14 protein-coding genes and 2 pseudogenes are annotated in these 17682 nt (G+C 67.3%); 10 read left to right on the forward strand and 6 right to left on the reverse strand.

The annotated features are described in order from the left end of the window. Positions 1–105 precede the first annotated feature (105 nt). On the reverse strand, positions 106–1605 hold the full coding sequence (locus IBJ82_RS05280; RefSeq protein WP_194824755.1) for a SulP family inorganic anion transporter: 1500 nt from the start codon (positions 1603–1605) through the stop codon (positions 106–108). A 143-nt stretch (positions 1606–1748) separates the two neighbouring features. Here IBJ82_RS05280 and IBJ82_RS05285 point away from each other — a divergent pair, with 143 nt between their 5' ends. From IBJ82_RS05285 to IBJ82_RS05295, 3 genes are read left to right on the forward strand one after another with little or no spacing between them, the layout of a single operon-like run. After that, positions 1749–2228, forward strand: a complete 480-nt coding sequence (locus IBJ82_RS05285) for a cation:proton antiporter regulatory subunit (RefSeq protein WP_370585155.1) — start codon at positions 1749–1751, stop codon at positions 2226–2228. Between the two features lie 59 nt (positions 2229–2287). After that, on the forward strand, positions 2288–2770 hold the full coding sequence (locus tag IBJ82_RS05290) for a cation:proton antiporter regulatory subunit (RefSeq protein ID WP_194824757.1): 483 nt from the start codon (positions 2288–2290) through the stop codon (positions 2768–2770). Positions 2771–2780: 10 nt separating this feature from the next. After that, positions 2781–3974: a cation:proton antiporter gene (locus tag IBJ82_RS05295; RefSeq protein WP_194825189.1), complete on the forward strand. Its 1194-nt coding sequence runs from the start codon at positions 2781–2783 to the stop codon at positions 3972–3974. A 47-nt stretch (positions 3975–4021) separates the two neighbouring features. Here IBJ82_RS05295 and IBJ82_RS34515 read toward each other — a convergent pair. Next, positions 4022–4129 (reverse strand): annotated as a pseudogene (locus IBJ82_RS34515) (LuxR C-terminal-related transcriptional regulator); the annotation flags it as partial. Between IBJ82_RS34515 and IBJ82_RS05300 the strand changes: the two are divergent. Continuing rightward, a pseudogene (locus IBJ82_RS05300) lies at positions 4095–4328 on the forward strand (SLC13 family permease); the annotation flags it as partial. The pseudogenes IBJ82_RS34515 and IBJ82_RS05300 overlap by 35 nt on opposite strands. A 74-nt stretch (positions 4329–4402) precedes the next feature. Here the strand turns inward: IBJ82_RS05300 and hutG are convergent. Together hutG and hutI are read right to left on the reverse strand one after the other, a co-directional pair. Continuing rightward, complete coding sequence (gene hutG / locus IBJ82_RS05305; RefSeq protein ID WP_370585156.1) at positions 4403–5356, reverse strand: formimidoylglutamase; 954 nt, start codon at positions 5354–5356, stop codon at positions 4403–4405. Further along, positions 5353–6543, reverse strand: coding sequence for an imidazolonepropionase (gene hutI / locus IBJ82_RS05310; RefSeq protein WP_194824759.1), 1191 nt, complete (start codon positions 6541–6543; stop codon positions 5353–5355). Before hutI ends, hutG begins: the two co-directional genes overlap by 4 nt. Positions 6544–6748: 205 nt before the next feature. Here hutI and hutH point away from each other — a divergent pair, with 205 nt between their 5' ends. Then, positions 6749–8308, forward strand: coding sequence for a histidine ammonia-lyase (hutH, locus tag IBJ82_RS05315; RefSeq protein WP_370585157.1), 1560 nt, complete (start codon positions 6749–6751; stop codon positions 8306–8308). Between the two features lie 31 nt (positions 8309–8339). Here hutH and helR read toward each other — a convergent pair whose 3' ends face one another. Both helR and hutU read right to left on the reverse strand, forming a co-directional pair. After that, on the reverse strand, positions 8340–10532 hold the full coding sequence (helR, locus tag IBJ82_RS05320; protein ID WP_194824760.1) for an RNA polymerase recycling motor ATPase HelR: 2193 nt from the start codon (positions 10530–10532) through the stop codon (positions 8340–8342). Between the two features lie 141 nt (positions 10533–10673). Continuing rightward, complete coding sequence (gene hutU, locus IBJ82_RS05325; protein WP_194824761.1) at positions 10674–12350, reverse strand: urocanate hydratase; 1677 nt, start codon at positions 12348–12350, stop codon at positions 10674–10676. Positions 12351–12435: 85 nt separating this feature from the next. Here hutU and hutC point away from each other — a divergent pair, with 85 nt between their 5' ends. The 5 genes from hutC to IBJ82_RS05350 all read left to right on the forward strand — a co-directional run bounded on the left by hutC (position 12436) and on the right by IBJ82_RS05350 (position 17648). After that, on the forward strand, positions 12436–13191 hold the full coding sequence (gene hutC / locus IBJ82_RS05330; RefSeq protein WP_194824762.1) for a histidine utilization repressor: 756 nt from the start codon (positions 12436–12438) through the stop codon (positions 13189–13191). Positions 13192–13647: 456 nt separating this feature from the next. Then, the gene (locus IBJ82_RS05335) at positions 13648–13980 is read left to right on the forward strand and encodes a hypothetical protein (protein ID WP_194824763.1); all 333 of its coding nucleotides are present in this window, start codon (positions 13648–13650) and stop codon (positions 13978–13980) included. 11 nt (positions 13981–13991) lie between these two features. Next, positions 13992–14588 carry a hypothetical protein gene (locus tag IBJ82_RS05340; RefSeq protein WP_194824764.1) on the forward strand — a complete coding sequence of 199 codons (597 nt, stop codon included), beginning with the start codon at positions 13992–13994 and terminating at the stop codon, positions 14586–14588. 751 nt (positions 14589–15339) lie between these two features. Then, on the forward strand, positions 15340–16389 hold the full coding sequence (locus IBJ82_RS05345; RefSeq protein WP_228536445.1) for a polyprenyl synthetase family protein: 1050 nt from the start codon (positions 15340–15342) through the stop codon (positions 16387–16389). After that, complete coding sequence (locus IBJ82_RS05350) at positions 16386–17648, forward strand: hypothetical protein (protein ID WP_194824766.1); 1263 nt, start codon at positions 16386–16388, stop codon at positions 17646–17648. Before IBJ82_RS05345 ends, IBJ82_RS05350 begins: the two co-directional genes overlap by 4 nt. Positions 17649–17682 lie beyond the last annotated feature (34 nt).

Consider the following 17682-nt stretch of genomic DNA (forward strand, 5'->3'; position numbering starts at 1 on the left):
CGCGTCTCCGGAAGAGTTGGTCACTGTTCAACAACACACAACTTCGCCCGAATACGCAAGCCGCAGGGGTGCTCGCCGCTCGATCGCCTGGTCGGCGTCGGGTTCTCAGGCCTCGCCGCCGCCGAGGCCGGACAGGCGAACGTGGCGCGCTTCGGAAGCGGCGTTGAGCCCGATGATCTCCACCTGCTTGCCCTTGCTCGCGTACTTGGTGGTGATGGCGTCGAGCGCGGCGACGGTGGAGGCGTCCCAGATGTGGCTCTCGGACAGATCGATCACGATGTTCGCCGGATCGTCGACATAGTCGAACTGGTAGACGAGATCGTTGCTGGAGGCGAAGAACAGCTCGCCGCGCACCTTGTAGACGCGGATGTCGTCGGCGGTGGGCACCGGCACGACCTCGGTGAAGTGCGCGACCCGATGCGCGAACGCCACCATCGCGACCAGCACCCCGACGATCACGCCGTAGGCCAGATTGTGCGTGACGACGGTGACGAGCACGGTCACCAGCATCACCGTGGTCTCCGCGACGGGCATGCGCCGCAAGGTCTTCGGGGCGATGGAATGCCAATCGAAGGTCCCGACCGACACCATGATCATCACCGCGACCAGCACCGCCATCGGGATCTGCGCCACCAGTCCGCCGAGTCCGACGACCAACCCGAGCAGGAACACCCCGGCCAGGAACGTCGAGATCCGGGTCCGCGCTCCGGAGACCTTGACGTTGATCATGGTCTGGCCGATCATCGCGCACCCGCCCATCCCGCCGAAGAACCCGGTGACGAGATTGGCCACGCCCTGGCCCCAGCCCTCGCGGGTCTTGTCCGAATGCGAATCGGTGATGTCGTCGACGAGCTTGGCCGTCATCAGCGATTCGAGCAGCCCGACCAGCGCCATCGCGAGCGCGAACGGCGCGATGATCCGCAGTGTGTCCAGATTCCACGGCACGTCCGGTATCCCCAGCGAGGGCAGACTCTTCGGTAGCGCGCCCTCGTCGCCGACATTCGGGACATCCAGGGACAAGGCCATCGTCACCGCGGTGAGCGCCACGATCGCCACCAGCGGTGCGGGCACCGCGGTGGTCAGTTTCGGCAGCAACACCAGAATCGCCAGGCTCACCACCAGCATCGGATACACCAGCCACGGCACTCCGATCAGGTACGGGAGCTGGGTCAGGAAGACCGAGATGGCCAGCGCGTTGACGAACCCGACCATCACGCTGCGCGGAATGAAGCGCATCAACCTGGCCACCCCGACCACGCTCAGCACGATCTGGAACACCCCTGCCAGCAGCACCGTCGCGATCAGATAGTCGATCCCGTACTCACGCACCACCGGCGCGATCACCAGCGCCACCGCGCCCGTCGCGGCCGAGATCATCGCGGGCCTGCCGCCGGTGAACGCGATGGTCACCGCCATGGTGAACGAGGCGAACAGCCCCACCCGGGGATCCACCCCGGCGATGATCGAGAACGAGATCGCCTCGGGTATCAGCGCCAGCGCGACGATCAGCCCGCCCAGCACTTCGGTCCGTAAGCGTCTCGGGCTGCGCAGCGCCGCGAGCACCGAGATGTCGTCCCGATGTGATCGAGGTGCCGTCGCGGCCATCCCGAACTCCGTTCCATGACAGGTGCCGGGTGATCCGGCAATCGCTAACCTTAACTTTGCGTCAGGTCGGGGACGTGGCTGGATGTACTCGGGTGTGCAGGGTAGGGGCTGGTGTTATTCCGATGTCGTCGTACTGTGAGGGCGTGAACATCGATGTGACGCCTTTACCGGGAATCGGCGTATGCAAGGACTTTCCGCTGGCGGAGGCGCGTCGCCGGATCGGCGTGATCGAGCATCGCGACGGCTCCGTCGACCTGGTTGTCTCGCGCGCCGGTGACTACGACTCGACGACTTCGATTCCCTTGTCGGACACCGAGATCGGCGTGCTCGCCGGGTTACTCGGCGCGCCCCGGGTGGTGCAGAAGACGCGGGAGACCCACAGTGCGGGCGAGTTGTCGACCAGGCAGTTCGCGATCGACCGCGGCAGCCCCTTCGACGGTCGCCCCCTGCGTGCCACCGAGATGCGCACACGCACCAAGGCCTCGGTCGTCGCGGTGGTGCGCGCGGGTGAGGTGACGCCTTCGCCGGGGACCGATTTCACCTTCATCCCCGGTGACCTGGTCGTCGTGGTCGGCACCGACGAGGGCCTCGACGCGGCCGGAAGGCTGCTCGGCGCGGGCTGAGAATCCATACGGATAGTAAAGGGCAGGTAAGGTATCCCTAGCTGAGGTTAGGTGATCCCATGAATGTAGAAGTGACGTCCCTGCCGGGAATCGGTGTCCGCAAAGAGTTTTCACTGTCGAAGGTGGACCGCCGAATCGGCATCGTCGACCACCGCGATGGTGGTACCGACCTGATTTTCACCAAGGTCGGCGACCCCGATTCGACCGTCCAGATTCCACTGTCCGCTGTCGAGGCCCGCACGTTGGCGAGCCTGCTCGGCGCACCCCAGTTGGTCGCGCAACTGCGCGAAGAACATCGCGAACTCGACGGCGTGAGCACGCGATCGATGTTGGTTCCGCCGAATTCGCCGTACGCGTCGCGGCGGTTGGGCGATACCGAGATGCGGACCAAGACGCGCGCCTCGATCGTGGCGGTCCTGCGCGCGGGGCAGGTCCTGGCCTCGCCGGGACCGGAGTTCGTGTTCGCCAGTGGCGATATGGTCGTCGTGGTCGGCACGAATGCCGGGTTGGACGCCGCCGCTTCGATCCTGACCGACGGCTGAGCCCGTGGAGATCAGTGGAACCGCGCTGGCTCTGATCCAGCTGGGGGCTGTGTTCTTCGGGTTGGGTGTACTCGGGCGAATCGCGGCTCGCATCGGCCTCTCGCCGATTCCGCTCTACCTGCTCGGTGGTTTGGTCTTCGGTACCGGTGGACTGATCGAGCTGCACGAAGTGGAGGACTTCATCCACATCGCCAGCGAGATCGGCGTCGTGCTGCTGCTGTTGCTGCTCGGGTTGGAATACACCGCCGGTGAATTGGTCACCGGCATGCGTAAATCGTGGCCCGCGGGTCTGCTCGACCTGGTGCTCAATGCGACACCCGGCGTGATCGTGGCGCTGATGCTCGGCCTCGGGCCGACCGGGGCGATCGCGATGGCCGGTGTCACCTACATCTCCTCGTCGGGCATCGTCGCCAAGGTGCTCAACGACCTGGGTCGGCTGGGTAACCGGGAGACGCCGACGATTCTGTCGATCCTGGTGTTCGAGGACTTGGCGATGGCGGTCTATCTGCCGGTGCTCACCGCGGTGCTGGCCGGTCTCGGGTTCGTGGCCGGGATGACCACCGTGGGAATCGCGCTGGTCGCGGTGACCCTGGTGCTCGTCGTCGCGCTGCGCTACGGCAGGTATGTCTCGGCGATCGTGGCCAGTGAGGATCGTGAGATCTTCCTGCTCAAGCTGCTCGGTTCGGCGCTGCTGGTGGCGGGTATCGCCTCGGCGGTGCAGGTGTCGGCGGCGGTCGGCGCGTTCCTGCTCGGTATCGCGATCTCGGATTCGACCGCGCACGACGCCACCAAGATCCTCGAACCGCTGCGCGATCTGTTCGCGGCGATGTTCTTCGTGCTGTTCGGTTTGAGTACCGACCCGTCGACGATCCCGCCGGTGCTCGGCTGGGCGGTGTTGCTGGCGGTGGTCACGACGGTCACCAAGATCGCCACCGGGTGGTGGGCGGCCAAACAGGCCGGGGCGTCGCAGCTCGGCCGAGCCCGCGCTGGTACCGCCCTGGTCGCGCGCGGCGAATTCTCGATCGTCATCGCCGGCTTGGCCGTGGCAGCGGGCGCGGTGCCCGCCGAATTCGCCGCCCTCGCTACCACTTACGTGCTCCTGATGGCCATCATCGGACCGATCGGTGCCCGTATCGTCGAGCCGGTCATGCGGCTGGTGGTCGGTCGCAAACAGCCGGTGAAGGTGGATCCGCTCGCGGAATGACGGCGCGTCGAGGCCCCCGTTCGATGCGGGGGCCTTCGTTGTTCTCGAGGCTCGATCAATCCGGCGCGAATCGCGTACCTGGTCAGGTCGAGCCGGTCGCGCAGGCCCAGTTTCTGCAAGATATCGGCGCGATGCCGGTCGACGGTCTTCGCGCTGGAGAAAGCCGACAAGGTCAAGACCGTACTGATCGCCGCGGGTGCGATGGCCCTGCTCGGCCTGATTCCCGGCGACGAAGTCTTCTATTCCGCCCACGAGGGCATCGACTGGAATGTCATCTTCCTGCTGCTCGGGATGATGATCATCGTCGGTGTCATCGAGCAGACCGGCCTGCTCGACTACCTGGCGATCTGGTCACGATGCTCAGTAGCTTCATCGCCTGGATCTGCGTGTGGATCTGCTACTTCTGAATCGTTGTCCCGCAACAGATCTCATACGACGCGCACATGCTGGGTGACGATGCGGTGGATCAGACGGGCGGCGGTGCGGGCGGTCCGGTTGTCGATGTCGAAATGTGGGTTGAGTTCGGCGATGTCGACAATCGCGAGTGTGCCGCTCGCGGTGACACGGTCGCAGACGGACTGGATCGTGGACAGCGCAACGCCATATGCCGCAGGGGCACTCACGCCAGGGGCTACCGCGGCGGGCAGGACATCGAGGTCGATGGTCAGGTGGAGGAGGTCGATGTCGGCCAGGAAGTCATCGACGAAGGCGGTGACTCGAGCGGGCTCGCAGTCGTCGTCGACGAGGTAGCGCACGCCGAATCGGTGCGCGGTGTCGAACAGGGCGGTGGTATTGCTGGGTTGGCTGATGCCGATCACCGCGTAGTGCACAGTGTCGTCGGATTCGAGGATCTGCCGGAAGGGGGTGCCGGAGCTGGCGATGCGGTCGGAGCGAAGGTCGAAATGGGCGTCCAGATTGAGGATTCCCACCGTGGGTTTCGAAGCGACCGGGTTTGGCCCTGTCGATGCTGGGTTCGCCGCCCTCGAACCTGCGAGGCCGAGGTGAGTTCCGTAGGCGACCTCGTGGCCGCCGCCGAGCACGACCGGAAACGCACCGGCGTTCAGCAGCGCGGACACGGTCTCGCCGAGGCGTCGCTGGCCGTCTTCGAGACGCTCGTCGGTGACGGCGATCGTTCCCGCGTCGAACGCGCGCAGCGGGGCGGGCAATGCCATGGGGGACAGGGCGCGCCGCAGTGCATCCGGGCCCTCGGCGGCGCCCCGGCGGCCCTTGTTGCGTCGCACGCCCTCGTCGCTCGCGAAGCCGACGAACACGCACGCGCCGGGATCGTCGCCCGCCTCGTACGGCTCGACGGCTCGGTGCCAGCGCAGCTGCTCCGGCGTCGTGCCATCGGTACGGCCGGTCCAGGCTGATTCGGAAGTCACTGCGACACAACTCGATTCGTCACGACGAGCACACCCTCTCGCCATACCTGACTGACCAGCGGGACACCGGGTCGGTAGGCGAGATGCAGGTGCGAGGGGGCGTCGAGTACGACCACGTCGGCACGGAAGCCGGGGGAGAGCGCGCCGATATCGCTGCGGCGCAAAGCTTTCGCGCCGCCCGCAGTCGCCGCCCAGACCGCTTCATCGGGTGTCATGTGCAGCTCCCGCACCGCCAGGGCGATGCAGAACGGCAGGCTCGTCGTATAGCTCGTGCCCGGGTTGCAGTCCGCTCCGAGCGCGACGGTGACGCCCGCGTCCAACAGTGCCCTGGCATCGGGATAGCTGTTGCGCGTGCAGAAATCGGCGCCCGGCAGCAGCGTGGCCACCGTCTCGCTGCTCGCGAGCGCGTCGATATCGGCACTGTTCACGTGTGCGACGTGGTCGACCGATGCGGCGCCGAGTTCGACAGCGAGCCGCACGCCGGGCCCCTGACGCAATTGATTGCCGTGTACCCGTGGCACCAGCCCGTGCGCGATTCCGGCTCTCAGCACGGCAGCCGCCTGATCGCGGTCGAAAGCGCCCTGTTCACAGAACACATCGATCCACCTCGCATACGGCGCGCACCGCGGGATCATCTCCTCGCACACCATCGTCACGTATTCGTCGGCGCGCCCGGCGTATTCGGGTGGCAGCACATGCGCGGCCAGCAGTGTCACCTCGTCGGTGAAGCGTGCCGCGATCCGGACGCTGCGCAGTTCGTCCGCCACGGTCTGCCCGTAGCCGCTCTTGCATTCGACCGTGGTGCTGCCCGCGCGCAACGATTCGTCCAGCAGCGCGCGCACATTCGCCGCGAGCTGCTCGTCGCTCGCCGACCGCGTCGCCTCGATGGTGGTGCGGATGCCGCCGGCCGCGTAGGGCCGTCCCGCCATCCTTGCCGCGAACTCCTCGGCGCGATCGCCCGCGAAGACCAGGTGTGCGTGCGACTCGACGAATCCGGGCAGCACCGCGCGTCCGGCGAGATCGAATCCGGTGTCGGCGGCGGGTGCGTCGGCACTGTCACCGACCCACACCACCCGCCCGTCGTCGATGACGAGCGCGGCCTCGCGCCGCAGCCCCAGCGGGCCGTCACCCCGCGTCGGATCGTTGGTGACGAGGGTGCCGATATTGCTCAGCACGGTGGTGGGCACAGGAGAGTCCTCCTAGCTGCGGCTATCGAGCGGCCCGTCTTGCTGCGGTGACGCCGTGGAGCGCGGGCCCGGTGGATGTGCGCCAGGTCACGTACTCTAGGTATAGACCTGTATAGACAAGGTCGTCAAGCGGTGGGCCGCTGCGCCGCCTGTCGGCATTGCTGTCTGCGCAGGATCGCTCGACCGCAGGGAAGGGAGAAGCATCGTGAGCATCGACTCGGACCGGTCCGGACCGGTCGTCGTCGGTACGGGTCCGGTAGCGCCACCGGATGTGGTGCGGGTCGCCAGGGAGGGTGCCGCGGTGGTGGTGTCGGACGAGGCCGTCGCCGCCATCGGGGCGAGTCGTGCGCGAATCGAGGCACTGGCCGCGGACCCGAGGCCGGTGTACGGCGTGTCGACCGGGTTCGGTGCGCTCGCCGTCCGGCACATTCCACCGCGGTCACGAAAGCAGTTGCAGCGGAGTCTGATCCGTTCGCACGCGGCCGGGTCGGGCGCCGAGGTGGAGCGGGAAGTCGTGCGCGCGTTGATGTTGCTTCGCCTGTCGACCATGGCCACCGGCCGCACCGGTGTGCGCCCGGTGGTCGCCCAGACCTATGCCGCGCTGCTGTCGGCGGGGATCACCCCGGTGGTCTACGAGTACGGCAGTCTCGGCTGTTCCGGCGATCTCGCGCCGCTGTCCCACGTCGCCCTGTCCGTGATCGGGGAAGGCTGCGCGCGGGACGCGAACGGCGACCTGCGGCCGGCCGCCGAGGCCATGGCCGCCGCCGGGATCGCCCCGGTGGAGCTCGCGGAGAAGGAAGGCCTCGCGCTGATCAACGGCACCGACGGCATGCTCGGCATGCTGGTGCTCGCCTGTCACGACCTGCGCGCTCTGCTGCGCCTGGCCGATGTGACCGCGGCGATGAGTGTGGAGGGTCTGCTCGGCACCGACAAGGTCTTCGCCGCCGATCTGCAGGCACTGCGCCCGCAACCGGGCCAGGCGATCGCGGCCGCGAATATGGTTCGGGTGCTGGCCGATTCGCCGATCGTCGCCAGTCATGCCACCCCGGACTGCACCGTCGTGCAAGACGCGTACTCGTTACGCTGCGCACCCCAGGTCGCCGGGGCCGCCCGCGACACCCTCGACCACGCCGAACGGGTCGCGGGCTACGAATTGGCCAGTGCCGTGGACAATCCCGTCGTCACCCTCGACGGCCGCGTCGAATCCAACGGCAACTTCCACGGCGCCCCGATCGCCTATGTGCTGGACTTCCTGGCCATCGTGATCGCCGACGTCGCCTCGATGAGCGAACGCCGCACCGACCGTTTCCTCGACAAGGCCCGCAACCACGGCCTGTCCCCGTTCCTGGCCGACGACCCCGGTGTCGACAGCGGCCACATGATCGCCCAGTACACCCAGGCCGCCATCGTCTCCGACCTCAAACGCCTGGCCGCCCCCGCCTCGGTCGACTCGATCCCGTCCTCGGCCATGCAGGAAGACCACGTCTCGATGGGCTGGTCCGCCGGCCGCAAACTCCGCCGCGCCCTCGACGGCCTGACCCGAGTCCTGGCCATCGAAGCTTTGACGGCCGCCCGCGGATTGGATCTGCGGGCGCCACTCGCCCCGGCTCCCGCGACAGCGGCCGTCGTGACCGTCCTGCGAACCGAAGTCCCCGGCCCCGGCCCGGACCGCTACCTCGCCTCGGACATCGAGGCAGCGGTTCGTCTGGTGAGATCCGGGGCATTACTGGCCGCCGCCGAAGCGGTGATCGGACCCCTCGGCTGAAGGCGTGCTCCCCGCAGCTCCGGCGTGGGACCTATGCCCGCAGCTGTTCTGCCGGTCGGACCTCGGTGAGTCCGCGCAGCGACTCGGGCAACGGGCTCTGGTGCAAGACGCCGAGACGTTGGGTGGCGCGAGTGAGCGCGACATAGAGTTCGGCGGCGCCCCGGGGTCCGTCGGCGAGGATTCGCTGCGGATCCACGACGAGCACGGCGTCGAACTCGAGGCCTTTCGTCTCCGACGCGGGCACGGTGCCGGGTACACCCGGCGGGCCGATCACGATGCTCGTCCCCTCGCGGCCCGCCTCGTTGCGCACGAATTCCTCGATCGCAGAGGGCAATTCGTCGGCGGTGATCCGGCGGGACCAGGGTGGCGCACCGCAGGACCGCACGGAATCCGGCGGTCGAACATCGGGTGCGAACTCGGCGAGCACGTCGGCGGCCACCGCCATGATCTCGGCCGGGGTGCGGTAGTTCACCGTCAGGGAGCGGTAGATCCACCGGCCGGGGACGTAGGGCTCCATCATCGTGGCCCACGAGGTCGCGCCCGCCGCGGACCGGCGTTGCGCGAGATCGCCCACGATCGTGAACGAGCGGCTCGGGCAGCGCCGCATCAGCACCCGCCAATCCATCTCCGACAGTTCCTGCGCCTCGTCGACCACCACGTGCCCGTAGGTCCAATCACGGTCCGCCGCGGCACGGTCAGCGAGTTCACGGGTGTCGCGCTCGAGGAAGCGTTCGGCGAGGTCTTCGCCGAAGAGCATGTCCTGGGCGAGCAGATGGTCTTCGTCGTCCATCAGGTCTTCGCGGCTGATGAGGGTGTCCAGCACGCCCGCCGCGTACTCGGCCTCGGCTTTGCGTTCTCGCTCGGCGGAGTCGTCGGCGGCCTTGTCGCGGCCGAGCAGGTCCACCAGTTCGTCGAGCAGCGGCACGTCCGACACCGTCCACGCGCCACCGTCGGCCCGCCACAGCGCCTCGTCCGCGCCCGCCGCGCGCAACCGATCGTGCGACGAATACAGCTCGGACAGCACGGTTTCCGGGCGCAGTATCGGCCAGCACTGATCGATCGCCGCGGTGAACTCGTCGGTCTCGGCGAGTTCGCGGAGCAGGTCGGCCCGCAGTTGTTCCCACGCCTCGGTGTCCTCACGAGTCAGCCACCTCTCGCCGATCCGCGCGATCGCGCGTTCGGTGAGGACGTAGGTGATGATCTCGGTGAACACCGCGCGCGCCTCGTTGTGCGGACGGCCGCTCTCTCGCGCTTCCTGTCTGGCCCACTCCGCGGTCGCGGCGTCGATCCGCACCGTCACGTCGGTGAGCGCGATCGTCAGCGGGGCCTCGGGCAGGCGCTGTCGATCCGCGATCGTCGCCGCCAGGATGTCCAGGATCGGCAGCGAGCCCTTGAGACGGGCGGCTTCGGGGGCGTCCTCCGCGCTCGCGTGCAACCCGGGCACGAGGTCGGCGGTGGTCGCGAACACGACATTCGTCTCGCCCAGCGAGGGCAGTACATGGGCGATGTGGTTCAGGAAGGCCGGGTTCGGGCCTACCACCAGCACACCCTGGCGCTCCATCCGCCTGCGCTGGGTGTAGAGCAGGTAGGCGACGCGGTGCAGGGCCACCACGGTCTTGCCGGTCCCGGGACCGCCCTCGATCACAGTCACGCCGGGATGCTCGAGGCGGATGATCTCGTCCTGTTCGGCCTGGATCGTCGCGACGATATCGCGCATCCCGTCCCCGCGGGGCGCGTCGACGGCGGCGAGCAGGGCGGCGTCCGCGCCGCCCTCGCTCCCGTCCGGTCGGCCGAGCACCTCGTCGGTGAAATCGACGACCTGACGGCCGCGAGTATGGAACTGACGACGCCTGCGCATGCCCTCCGGATTGGCCGCGGTAGCGACGTAGAACGCGCGCGCCGCGGGGGCCCGCCAGTCCAGCAGCAGCTGTTCGAGCTCGTTCGACTCGTCGAACAGCCCGATCCGACCGATATAGGACCGCTCGCCCGATGCCGCGTCGAGTCGGCCGAAACACAGTCCGTTGTCGGCCACGTCGAGGCGCTGTACTTCTTTGCCCAGCGCCCGCACCTCGTTGTCGCGCTCCATGGGGGAGTCGCCCTTGGAGCGCAAGGCCGCGCCGTAGCGGCCCTTCACCCGTGCCCGCTCGGCATCGAGGCGCGAGTACAACCCGGCGACATAGCTCCGCTCGGACCGGCGTTCCTCTTCGTACCCGTGCGCTGACATAGGCCCCTAACTGTACTTTTCCGGTGCGACCGGATGATTGTGCAGCACCCACGGGGCCTTGCCGCAAGTCCCCACATGCGCTATATATTGAAAGTGGAAAGAGCCCCGGCAATGCCGGGGCTCTCGTTATTTCCGGGCTCGTCAGCCTTCCCGCATGGGAATGCGCACTCCGCGTTCGCGAGCCACGTCGGCCGCGTGCTCGTAACCCGCGTCGACGTGGCGCATCACCCCGGTGCCCGGGTCATTGGTCAGCACCCGCTCCAGCTTCTGCGCGGCCAGGGCGGTGCCGTCGGCGATACACACCTGGCCCGCGTGGATCGAGCGGCCCATCCCGACTCCGCCACCGTGATGGATCGACACCCAGCTCGCCCCGGACGCGGTATTGAGCAGTGCGTTGAGCAGCGGCCAGTCCGCGATCGCGTCGGAGCCGTCGGCCATCGCCTCGGTTTCGCGGTAGGGGGAGGCCACCGAGCCGGAGTCGAGGTGGTCGCGGCCGATGGCCAGGGGAGCCGACAGCTCGCCCGAGGCGACCATCTCGTTGAACTTCAGGCCCGCGCGGTGGCGTTCGCCGTAGCCGAGCCAGCAGATCCGCGCGGGCAGACCTTCGAACTTCACCTTCTCGCCCGCCATGGTGATCCAGCGGCGCAAATGTTCGTTGTCGGGGAACAACTCCAGGATCGCGCGGTCGGTGGCGGCGATATCGGCCGGGTCGCCCGAGAGCGCGGCCCAGCGGAACGGCCCGCGACCCTCTTCGAAGAGCGGGCGGATATAGGCGGGAACGAAGCCGGGAAACGCGAAAGCCCGGTCGTAGCCGCCCTTTCGGGCCTCGTCGCGAATCGAGTTCCCGTAGTCGAACACCTCGGCGCCGGCGTCCATGAACCCGACCATCGCCTCGACCTGCTCGGCCATCGACGCCCGCGCCTGGGTCGTGAACCAGACCGGGTCCTTCTCGGCGAGGGTGTGCCAGTCTTCGAGTGCGACCCCGATCGGTAAGTAGGACAACGGATCATGCGCCGAGGTCTGATCGGTGACGATATCGATCGGCGCGCCCATGGCCAGCAGTTTCGGGAACACCTCGGCCGCGTTGCCGACCAGGCCGATCGAGAGCGGCTTGCGCCCATCCCGCGCGGCGACGGCGAGATCCAATGCCTGCCTGGACGATTCGGCCTTGGTATCGAGGTAGCCGTGCGCGATCCGCCGATCGATCCGCGCCGGATCACAGTCCACGCACAGCGCTACGCCGTCGTTCATCGTCACCGCGAGCGGTTGCGCACCGCCCATTCCACCGACTCCCGCCGTGAGTGTGATCGTGCCGGCGAGGGAACCACCGAAACGCTTGCGCGCCACCGCGCCGAAGGTCTCGTAGGTGCCCTGCAGAATGCCCTGGCTGCCGATGTAGATCCACGACCCGGCCGTCATCTGCCCGTACATCGTCAGCCCCAACTGCTCGAGCTTGCGGAAATCCTCCCAGGTGGCCCAGTCGCCGACGAGATTGGAGTTCGCCAGCAGCACCCGCGGCGCCCACTCGTTGGTGCGGAACACCCCGACCGGCTTACCCGACTGCACCAGCAGCGTCTCGTCCGAGCCGAGGGTCTCGAGCGTCCGCACGATCGCGTCGAACGCCGCCCAACTACGCACCGCGCGCCCGGTCCCGCCGTAGACGACCAGGTCGTCGGGGCGTTCGGCGACCTCGGGATCGAGGTTGTTCATCAGCATCCGCAGTGCGCCCTCCTGCTGCCAACCGAGGGTGTGCAGCTCGGTGCCGCGCGGCGCGGACACGGGGCGTGGGCCGGAGACAGGCGGTGTCACGTCGTCCATGGGGCCAGTATAGTCCTGTATATACAAGTGACGAAGGTGTTCGGGCGCAACGTATTCTCTGGTCGAGGCGAGGAGATATTCGGTGGTGGCGATCGAGGTAGTCGATACGGAGCTGGCCGCGCTGTACGGCGAGCTCGGTAGCGAATTCGCGGCGTATGAGCGGGTCAAGCAGCTGATCATGGCGCAGATCAGGGCGCGTCGGTGGAACGCGGGGGAGCAGATCCCGTCGGAGAACCAGTTCGTCGCCGCCCTCGGACTGTCCCGGATGACGATCAATCGCGCCCTGCGTGACCTTACCGCCGACGGTGCGCTCACCCGGGTGATGGGTGTCGGGACCTTCGTCGCGGCGAGCAAGGCCACCTCGCCACTGTTCGAGGTCCGCAATATCGCCGACGAGATCACCGGCCGCGGGCACCGCCATCGCACCGAGGTGGTGTTCGTACGGTCGGAAGTGCCGGGCGATCAGGAACTCGCGAATGCGATGGGCGGCAAGGTATTCCATTCTCTGCTCGTGCATTTCGAGGACGACGTGCCGATCCAGCTCGAGGACCGCTACGTCAGTCCGGCGCAGGCCCCCGACTATCTCGCCCAGGACTTCACCACCGTCACCCCGAACGTCTACCTCAGCGAGGTCGCGCCGCTGCTGCGTGGCGAGCATGTCGTCGAGGCGGTGCGGGCAGCCCATGAGGAATGCGCCCTGCTCGGCATCGACGCCGACGAGCCGTGCCTGCTGATCCGGCGCCGCACCTGGTCGTCGGGCGGGCTGGTCAGCGTGGCGCGGCTCGTGCATCCCGGTTCGCGAAATCGCTTGGAAGGCAGCTTCGGTAGCGAACCGAGCTGACCGATCGAGCGCCGAAAGCTCGCAGAAGAAACGCGCCCGACTCGAAATCACCGGAGCCTCTGGGTAATTGCGCACTAAAATTCTGATCAGGGAGATAGTCGAACTGTTCTCGGTGCGGTTGTATTACCGGCAACTTGTCGGCGGCAATGGTATCGCCGCAACGCCGGCCGTTGTCGAGTCCATTCTCGATGGGCTTCGACCTGCTCTATGAGAACGGTGACAGGTGCGCAATCGTTCTCCGGAATTGTTATCCGATCTGAATGAAATCTGACTGTAGCAAATCAGAAGCAATCGAAGAAATAGCGTCTGAACTGGGTATATGTCGGATAGTTCGACCGGGTTCAATTTCGGGTTATCACTGTTTCGTGACGAAGTACGCGCTATGCCGGATCGGGGCTGTACGTTTGGGACTCGAGAGTTTCGCTGGGTTCCATTCAGGTAACGGAGAGGGCGGAAATGGCTACAGTCACGCAGCCGTCGGGGCCGCACACCATGATCTCCCGACGTGATTTCTCCGCAGCGAAAACAGCGATGACGCCGTCGGGTCTAGTGACTCTCGGGTTGATCTTGCTGATTCCCGTGTTCATCACGGCGGGGCCGATTCTCGCGTTGGCGTTGATCGCGCGAAATAACGGTGTCGGCTGGTCCGGTGGGGTGATCTTCGGGGCGATCGCGGCCGTCGTCGTCATGTCGGCACTGGCCTCGGTGTGGGCATTTCGCCTGGCGTGGCTGCGCGGTTCCGCCGCCGCCGCACAGCAACACCCGTTCGGTTCTTCTCTCGCGCGGTAGGAGGTCGACACATGCAGACGCAACGACAAGCGGCGACGCCGCTCATCGAACCGCCCGCAGCCACCGCTGCCGACGAATACCGCCGCCTGCGGATCGTCGCCCGGATCGATGCGCCCGACCTGTGGGGCTCGACCGCCGCCCGCTTGCTCGACTGCGCGCGCCGGCGCTGGCAGGGTAGACCCGATATCGCCGATCACCCGGCCCTGCGCCGTTGGTCGCAGATCCAGGACTCCCAGCAACGGCCCGAACAGCCGTGCCTGCGTACGCTGTTCGCCGCCTTCGCCTCGGGTTCGCTGGTCGGCGGTGATCCCTGCGCCGACCTCGCCGCGGCGGTGATGCTCCTGTCGAGCTGCCCCGCCGAAGCGGTTCAGCAGGCTGACCCGCTCAACGATCAACACACGGTGCGCTTCTCGGTGTACGCCTACCGCGAAGACGACCTTCCTCTGGCCGAAGACATGATCACCACCGCCGTCAAAACCTGCGGCACGCTGCTGGCTCGCCGCTGCACGATCATGCGTCCCCCGGCCCGGTCCACGGCTCCGCTCGTGGACCACCCGACGCCGGACCAACTGGTCCTCGGCAACTTGGGCAGCACCGCCGCCCGCTGACCGTTCCTGTCGCGTGACCGCGCGACAGCGGTATCCGATCCTACGCGCGGTCGGCGGCGGATTGCCACGTTTCGCGCCTTTTCACTTCGGTACATCCGTGGTCTGATGCCTTGCTAGCGAAACTAACAGTGCGGCAGTGCATTTCAATGTGACGGCCGCCGTGACATCGGATCGTCGCGTGCCCTCCGAGTCGGATCCCGATCGCTTCTCGGCTCGCGGGAAGGCACTTCGGATTGTATGGTTCAGGCAGAGCTGCCCCCGTCGCCGGAGCCGTTGACGACCTGACAGTTCGTGTCACTCTGGTCTGAAACCCCTGTGTGCCAACAACATTGACGTTGTGGCTCCGAAGCGACCGCGTACCGGTCGACCCGTGCATCGGCGGACCAATCCGAGGTGTCTCCTCTTCGGATGCCCGCGATGGGCGCGGAAGCCTTTGTCGTGCAGGCGATTACGCCGCATCAAGGAGAACGGCGACCGTTCACAACTGCTGTGTTCCCCGCCCATAAACGCTGTAAAGCATTGTGGTACAGCACAATTGGCGGATCTAAACATGGAACATATTGGAATGCTTGACATCTCGAGCTTCCTCCACAAAACTACCCGTCGGTAGCCAGCGAACGGGACGCTCGACCCCGTCGGCTGCGAGAGGTGACTCCCTACGACTGCCCCACCGGAAATGTCCGTAAACCCGTGTCCGGCAGTCGCCGGTGAACCTCTCCGCATCGTGACCACACCAAAGGAGCTCAGCGCTATGGATAATCCCGCGCTACCCGCAGCACAACACTCCGGTGACCAGCACTCCGGCGACCGAGTGGTGGTCATGCCCAGGCCGGCCGGACCGGCCGAGCAACTGGCGCTCGTCACCGAACGGCTGCGGGAACTGCTCATCACCGGTGAAGACTTCGACGCGATCTACACCCACATCCTGGCCGCGCCCGGCAAACGCGTGCGGGCACGGCTCGTCCTGGCCTGCGCCGGCCTGCTACCCGATGCCGTCGAGACCGCGGCCCCGCTGCGCGACGCCGTCGACCTGGCCTGCGCGATGGAGATGCTGCACGAATCCTCGCTGGTCCACGACGACATCTGCGACGGCTCGCTGCTGCGCCGTGATGCACCGTCGGTGCCTGCCGCGTTCGGTGTCCGTACCAGTGCCCGCGCCGGGTTTCACCTGGCAGGCGCCTCGATGCAGGTCGTCGCCCGGGTGCTGACCGACAATCCCGAGGTCTTCGCGCGGGTCGGTGAGGCGCCCGGCATCACCTACGCGGATCGGCTCTCCGACCTGTCCTACGGTCAGCTCATCGAGACCCTGCCCCCCTCGATCGACGAGGTGGCGCTGCGCCGCCACTACGAACTCGTGGCCGGGGCCAAGACCGGCACCCTGTTCCGCCTCTCGTGTTCCTACGGCGGCACCGCGGGTGGCGTCGATCTCGATCGGCTCCATGCCCTGATGGAGTACGCCGACCAGCTCGCGCTCGCCTTCCAGATCATGGACGACGTGCGCGACATCGAAGGCGGACCCGGGCTCGGCAAGGACGCGGGCGGTGACCTCGAGCGCCGCGTGCCGACCTGGCCGGTCATCGAATGGCTCGGCACGCGCCCCGGCGCCAGGGAAATGTGGCTCGACGCGGAGATATCCAGCGCGACGCTGCAAGAAGACCTGGTCGACAGCGGCGCGACCAAAGCCGCCCGGCTGGTCGCGATGGACGCCACCGAGAAGGCCACCCGCGCCCTGGACGTCTTCCCCTCGTCCCTCGCGTGCGACGACCTGCGCGAACTCCTCCAGCAGGTGATATCCCGATGAGCACAGCACGAGTTCCCCTCCTGATCCGCGGACTGCGGCACCTGCGTCGCGCACCGGATCTGGCGGCGCTGCGGGCCGCGCGGACACCTCAGGAGCTGGCCGCGCTCGCCCTGATCCCCGCGGGTCGCAACCTGGGCATCGCCGTCGGCCTGCTGCCGGCGAGCCTGCGCGCCGAAGCCACCGCCGCGCTGCTCGCCTGTCGCGTGCTCGACGCCTTCGAAGATCTCAGCGATCGCGCGGTGGCCGGCGGTGCCGTGCTGGCGGCGGCGGATTACCTCAACGGCGTCAGCGACACCCTCCCGCCGCCGCTGCCCGCGCTCGAGGGCAAGATCCGCGACAGCGAAGCCGTCGACCGGGTGCTCGCCGAGCGCATCGCCGACATCAGGGCACTGCTCACGGCGTTGTCCGAGCAGGGCCGCGAGCGCGTCGGCCACGTGCTCACCGATGTCGGCCGGGTCATGGCCCGCAATATCGACGCACCGCTGACCCGCGTCGCCTACAGCGAGGGCGTGCTCGGCCGGATCACCCACTACGCGTGCGCCCTGGTCGCCGAAGATGTTCTACCCGAAGCGGATCTGCGCGAGCTCACCGGCTGTGTCGCCGTGATCGCCCAGTCGGCCAACGACCTGCGTGACAACGAACTCGCGATCTACGGCGCCGCCGACCGTGAGGAACTCACGCGGATGGTGATGCTGCGCCAGCTCACCCCCGCGCTCGGCGGCTTCGCGCTGCTGGCCAAGCTCGGTCCCGGCACCCCGAGCCTGGGCGCACGCGCGGCGATGGCGTACATGACGATCACCACCTCCGCGTTCCTGTGCGGGGCCGTCGACGCGCCACCGGCGTTCCGGCGCCCGGTCGCCGCGGCCACGCTGGCCGCCGTCTCGCCGGTGTACTGGACCAGGATGCTCGAGCGTGTGCGTCGCAGTGGTGACGCCGCGATTCATCAAATGCTCGATGCCTCACCGGATTTCACCACCGGCTCGGCGTCGGCATCGCAGGTGCTCGGTGCGGGCGATCTCGCCTCGCCGGAAACCTCGCTGATGCCGTTGATCGTCGATACCACCTTCGCGCTGGTGCACACGCTGCCCGAAGGCCGCTTGACCGGTGAACTCTCCGATTCGGCGATCCGCACCATGATGATCGCCGATCACCTGGCTTTCGGTGCCATGGAGCGGGTGCCGAGCCACGAACCCGACGCGATCCGGGCGCTGGCCACACGGCTGCAGCTCGCCGCTCTCGACAACAGCAGCCACCAGTAATCGAGGAACACCTCCTCGATGATCGTCACTACTA

It is taken from the genome of Nocardia sp. XZ_19_231 (genome assembly GCF_015355705.1).
GTDB classification, from domain to species: domain Bacteria; phylum Actinomycetota; class Actinomycetes; order Mycobacteriales; family Mycobacteriaceae; genus Nocardia; species Nocardia salmonicida.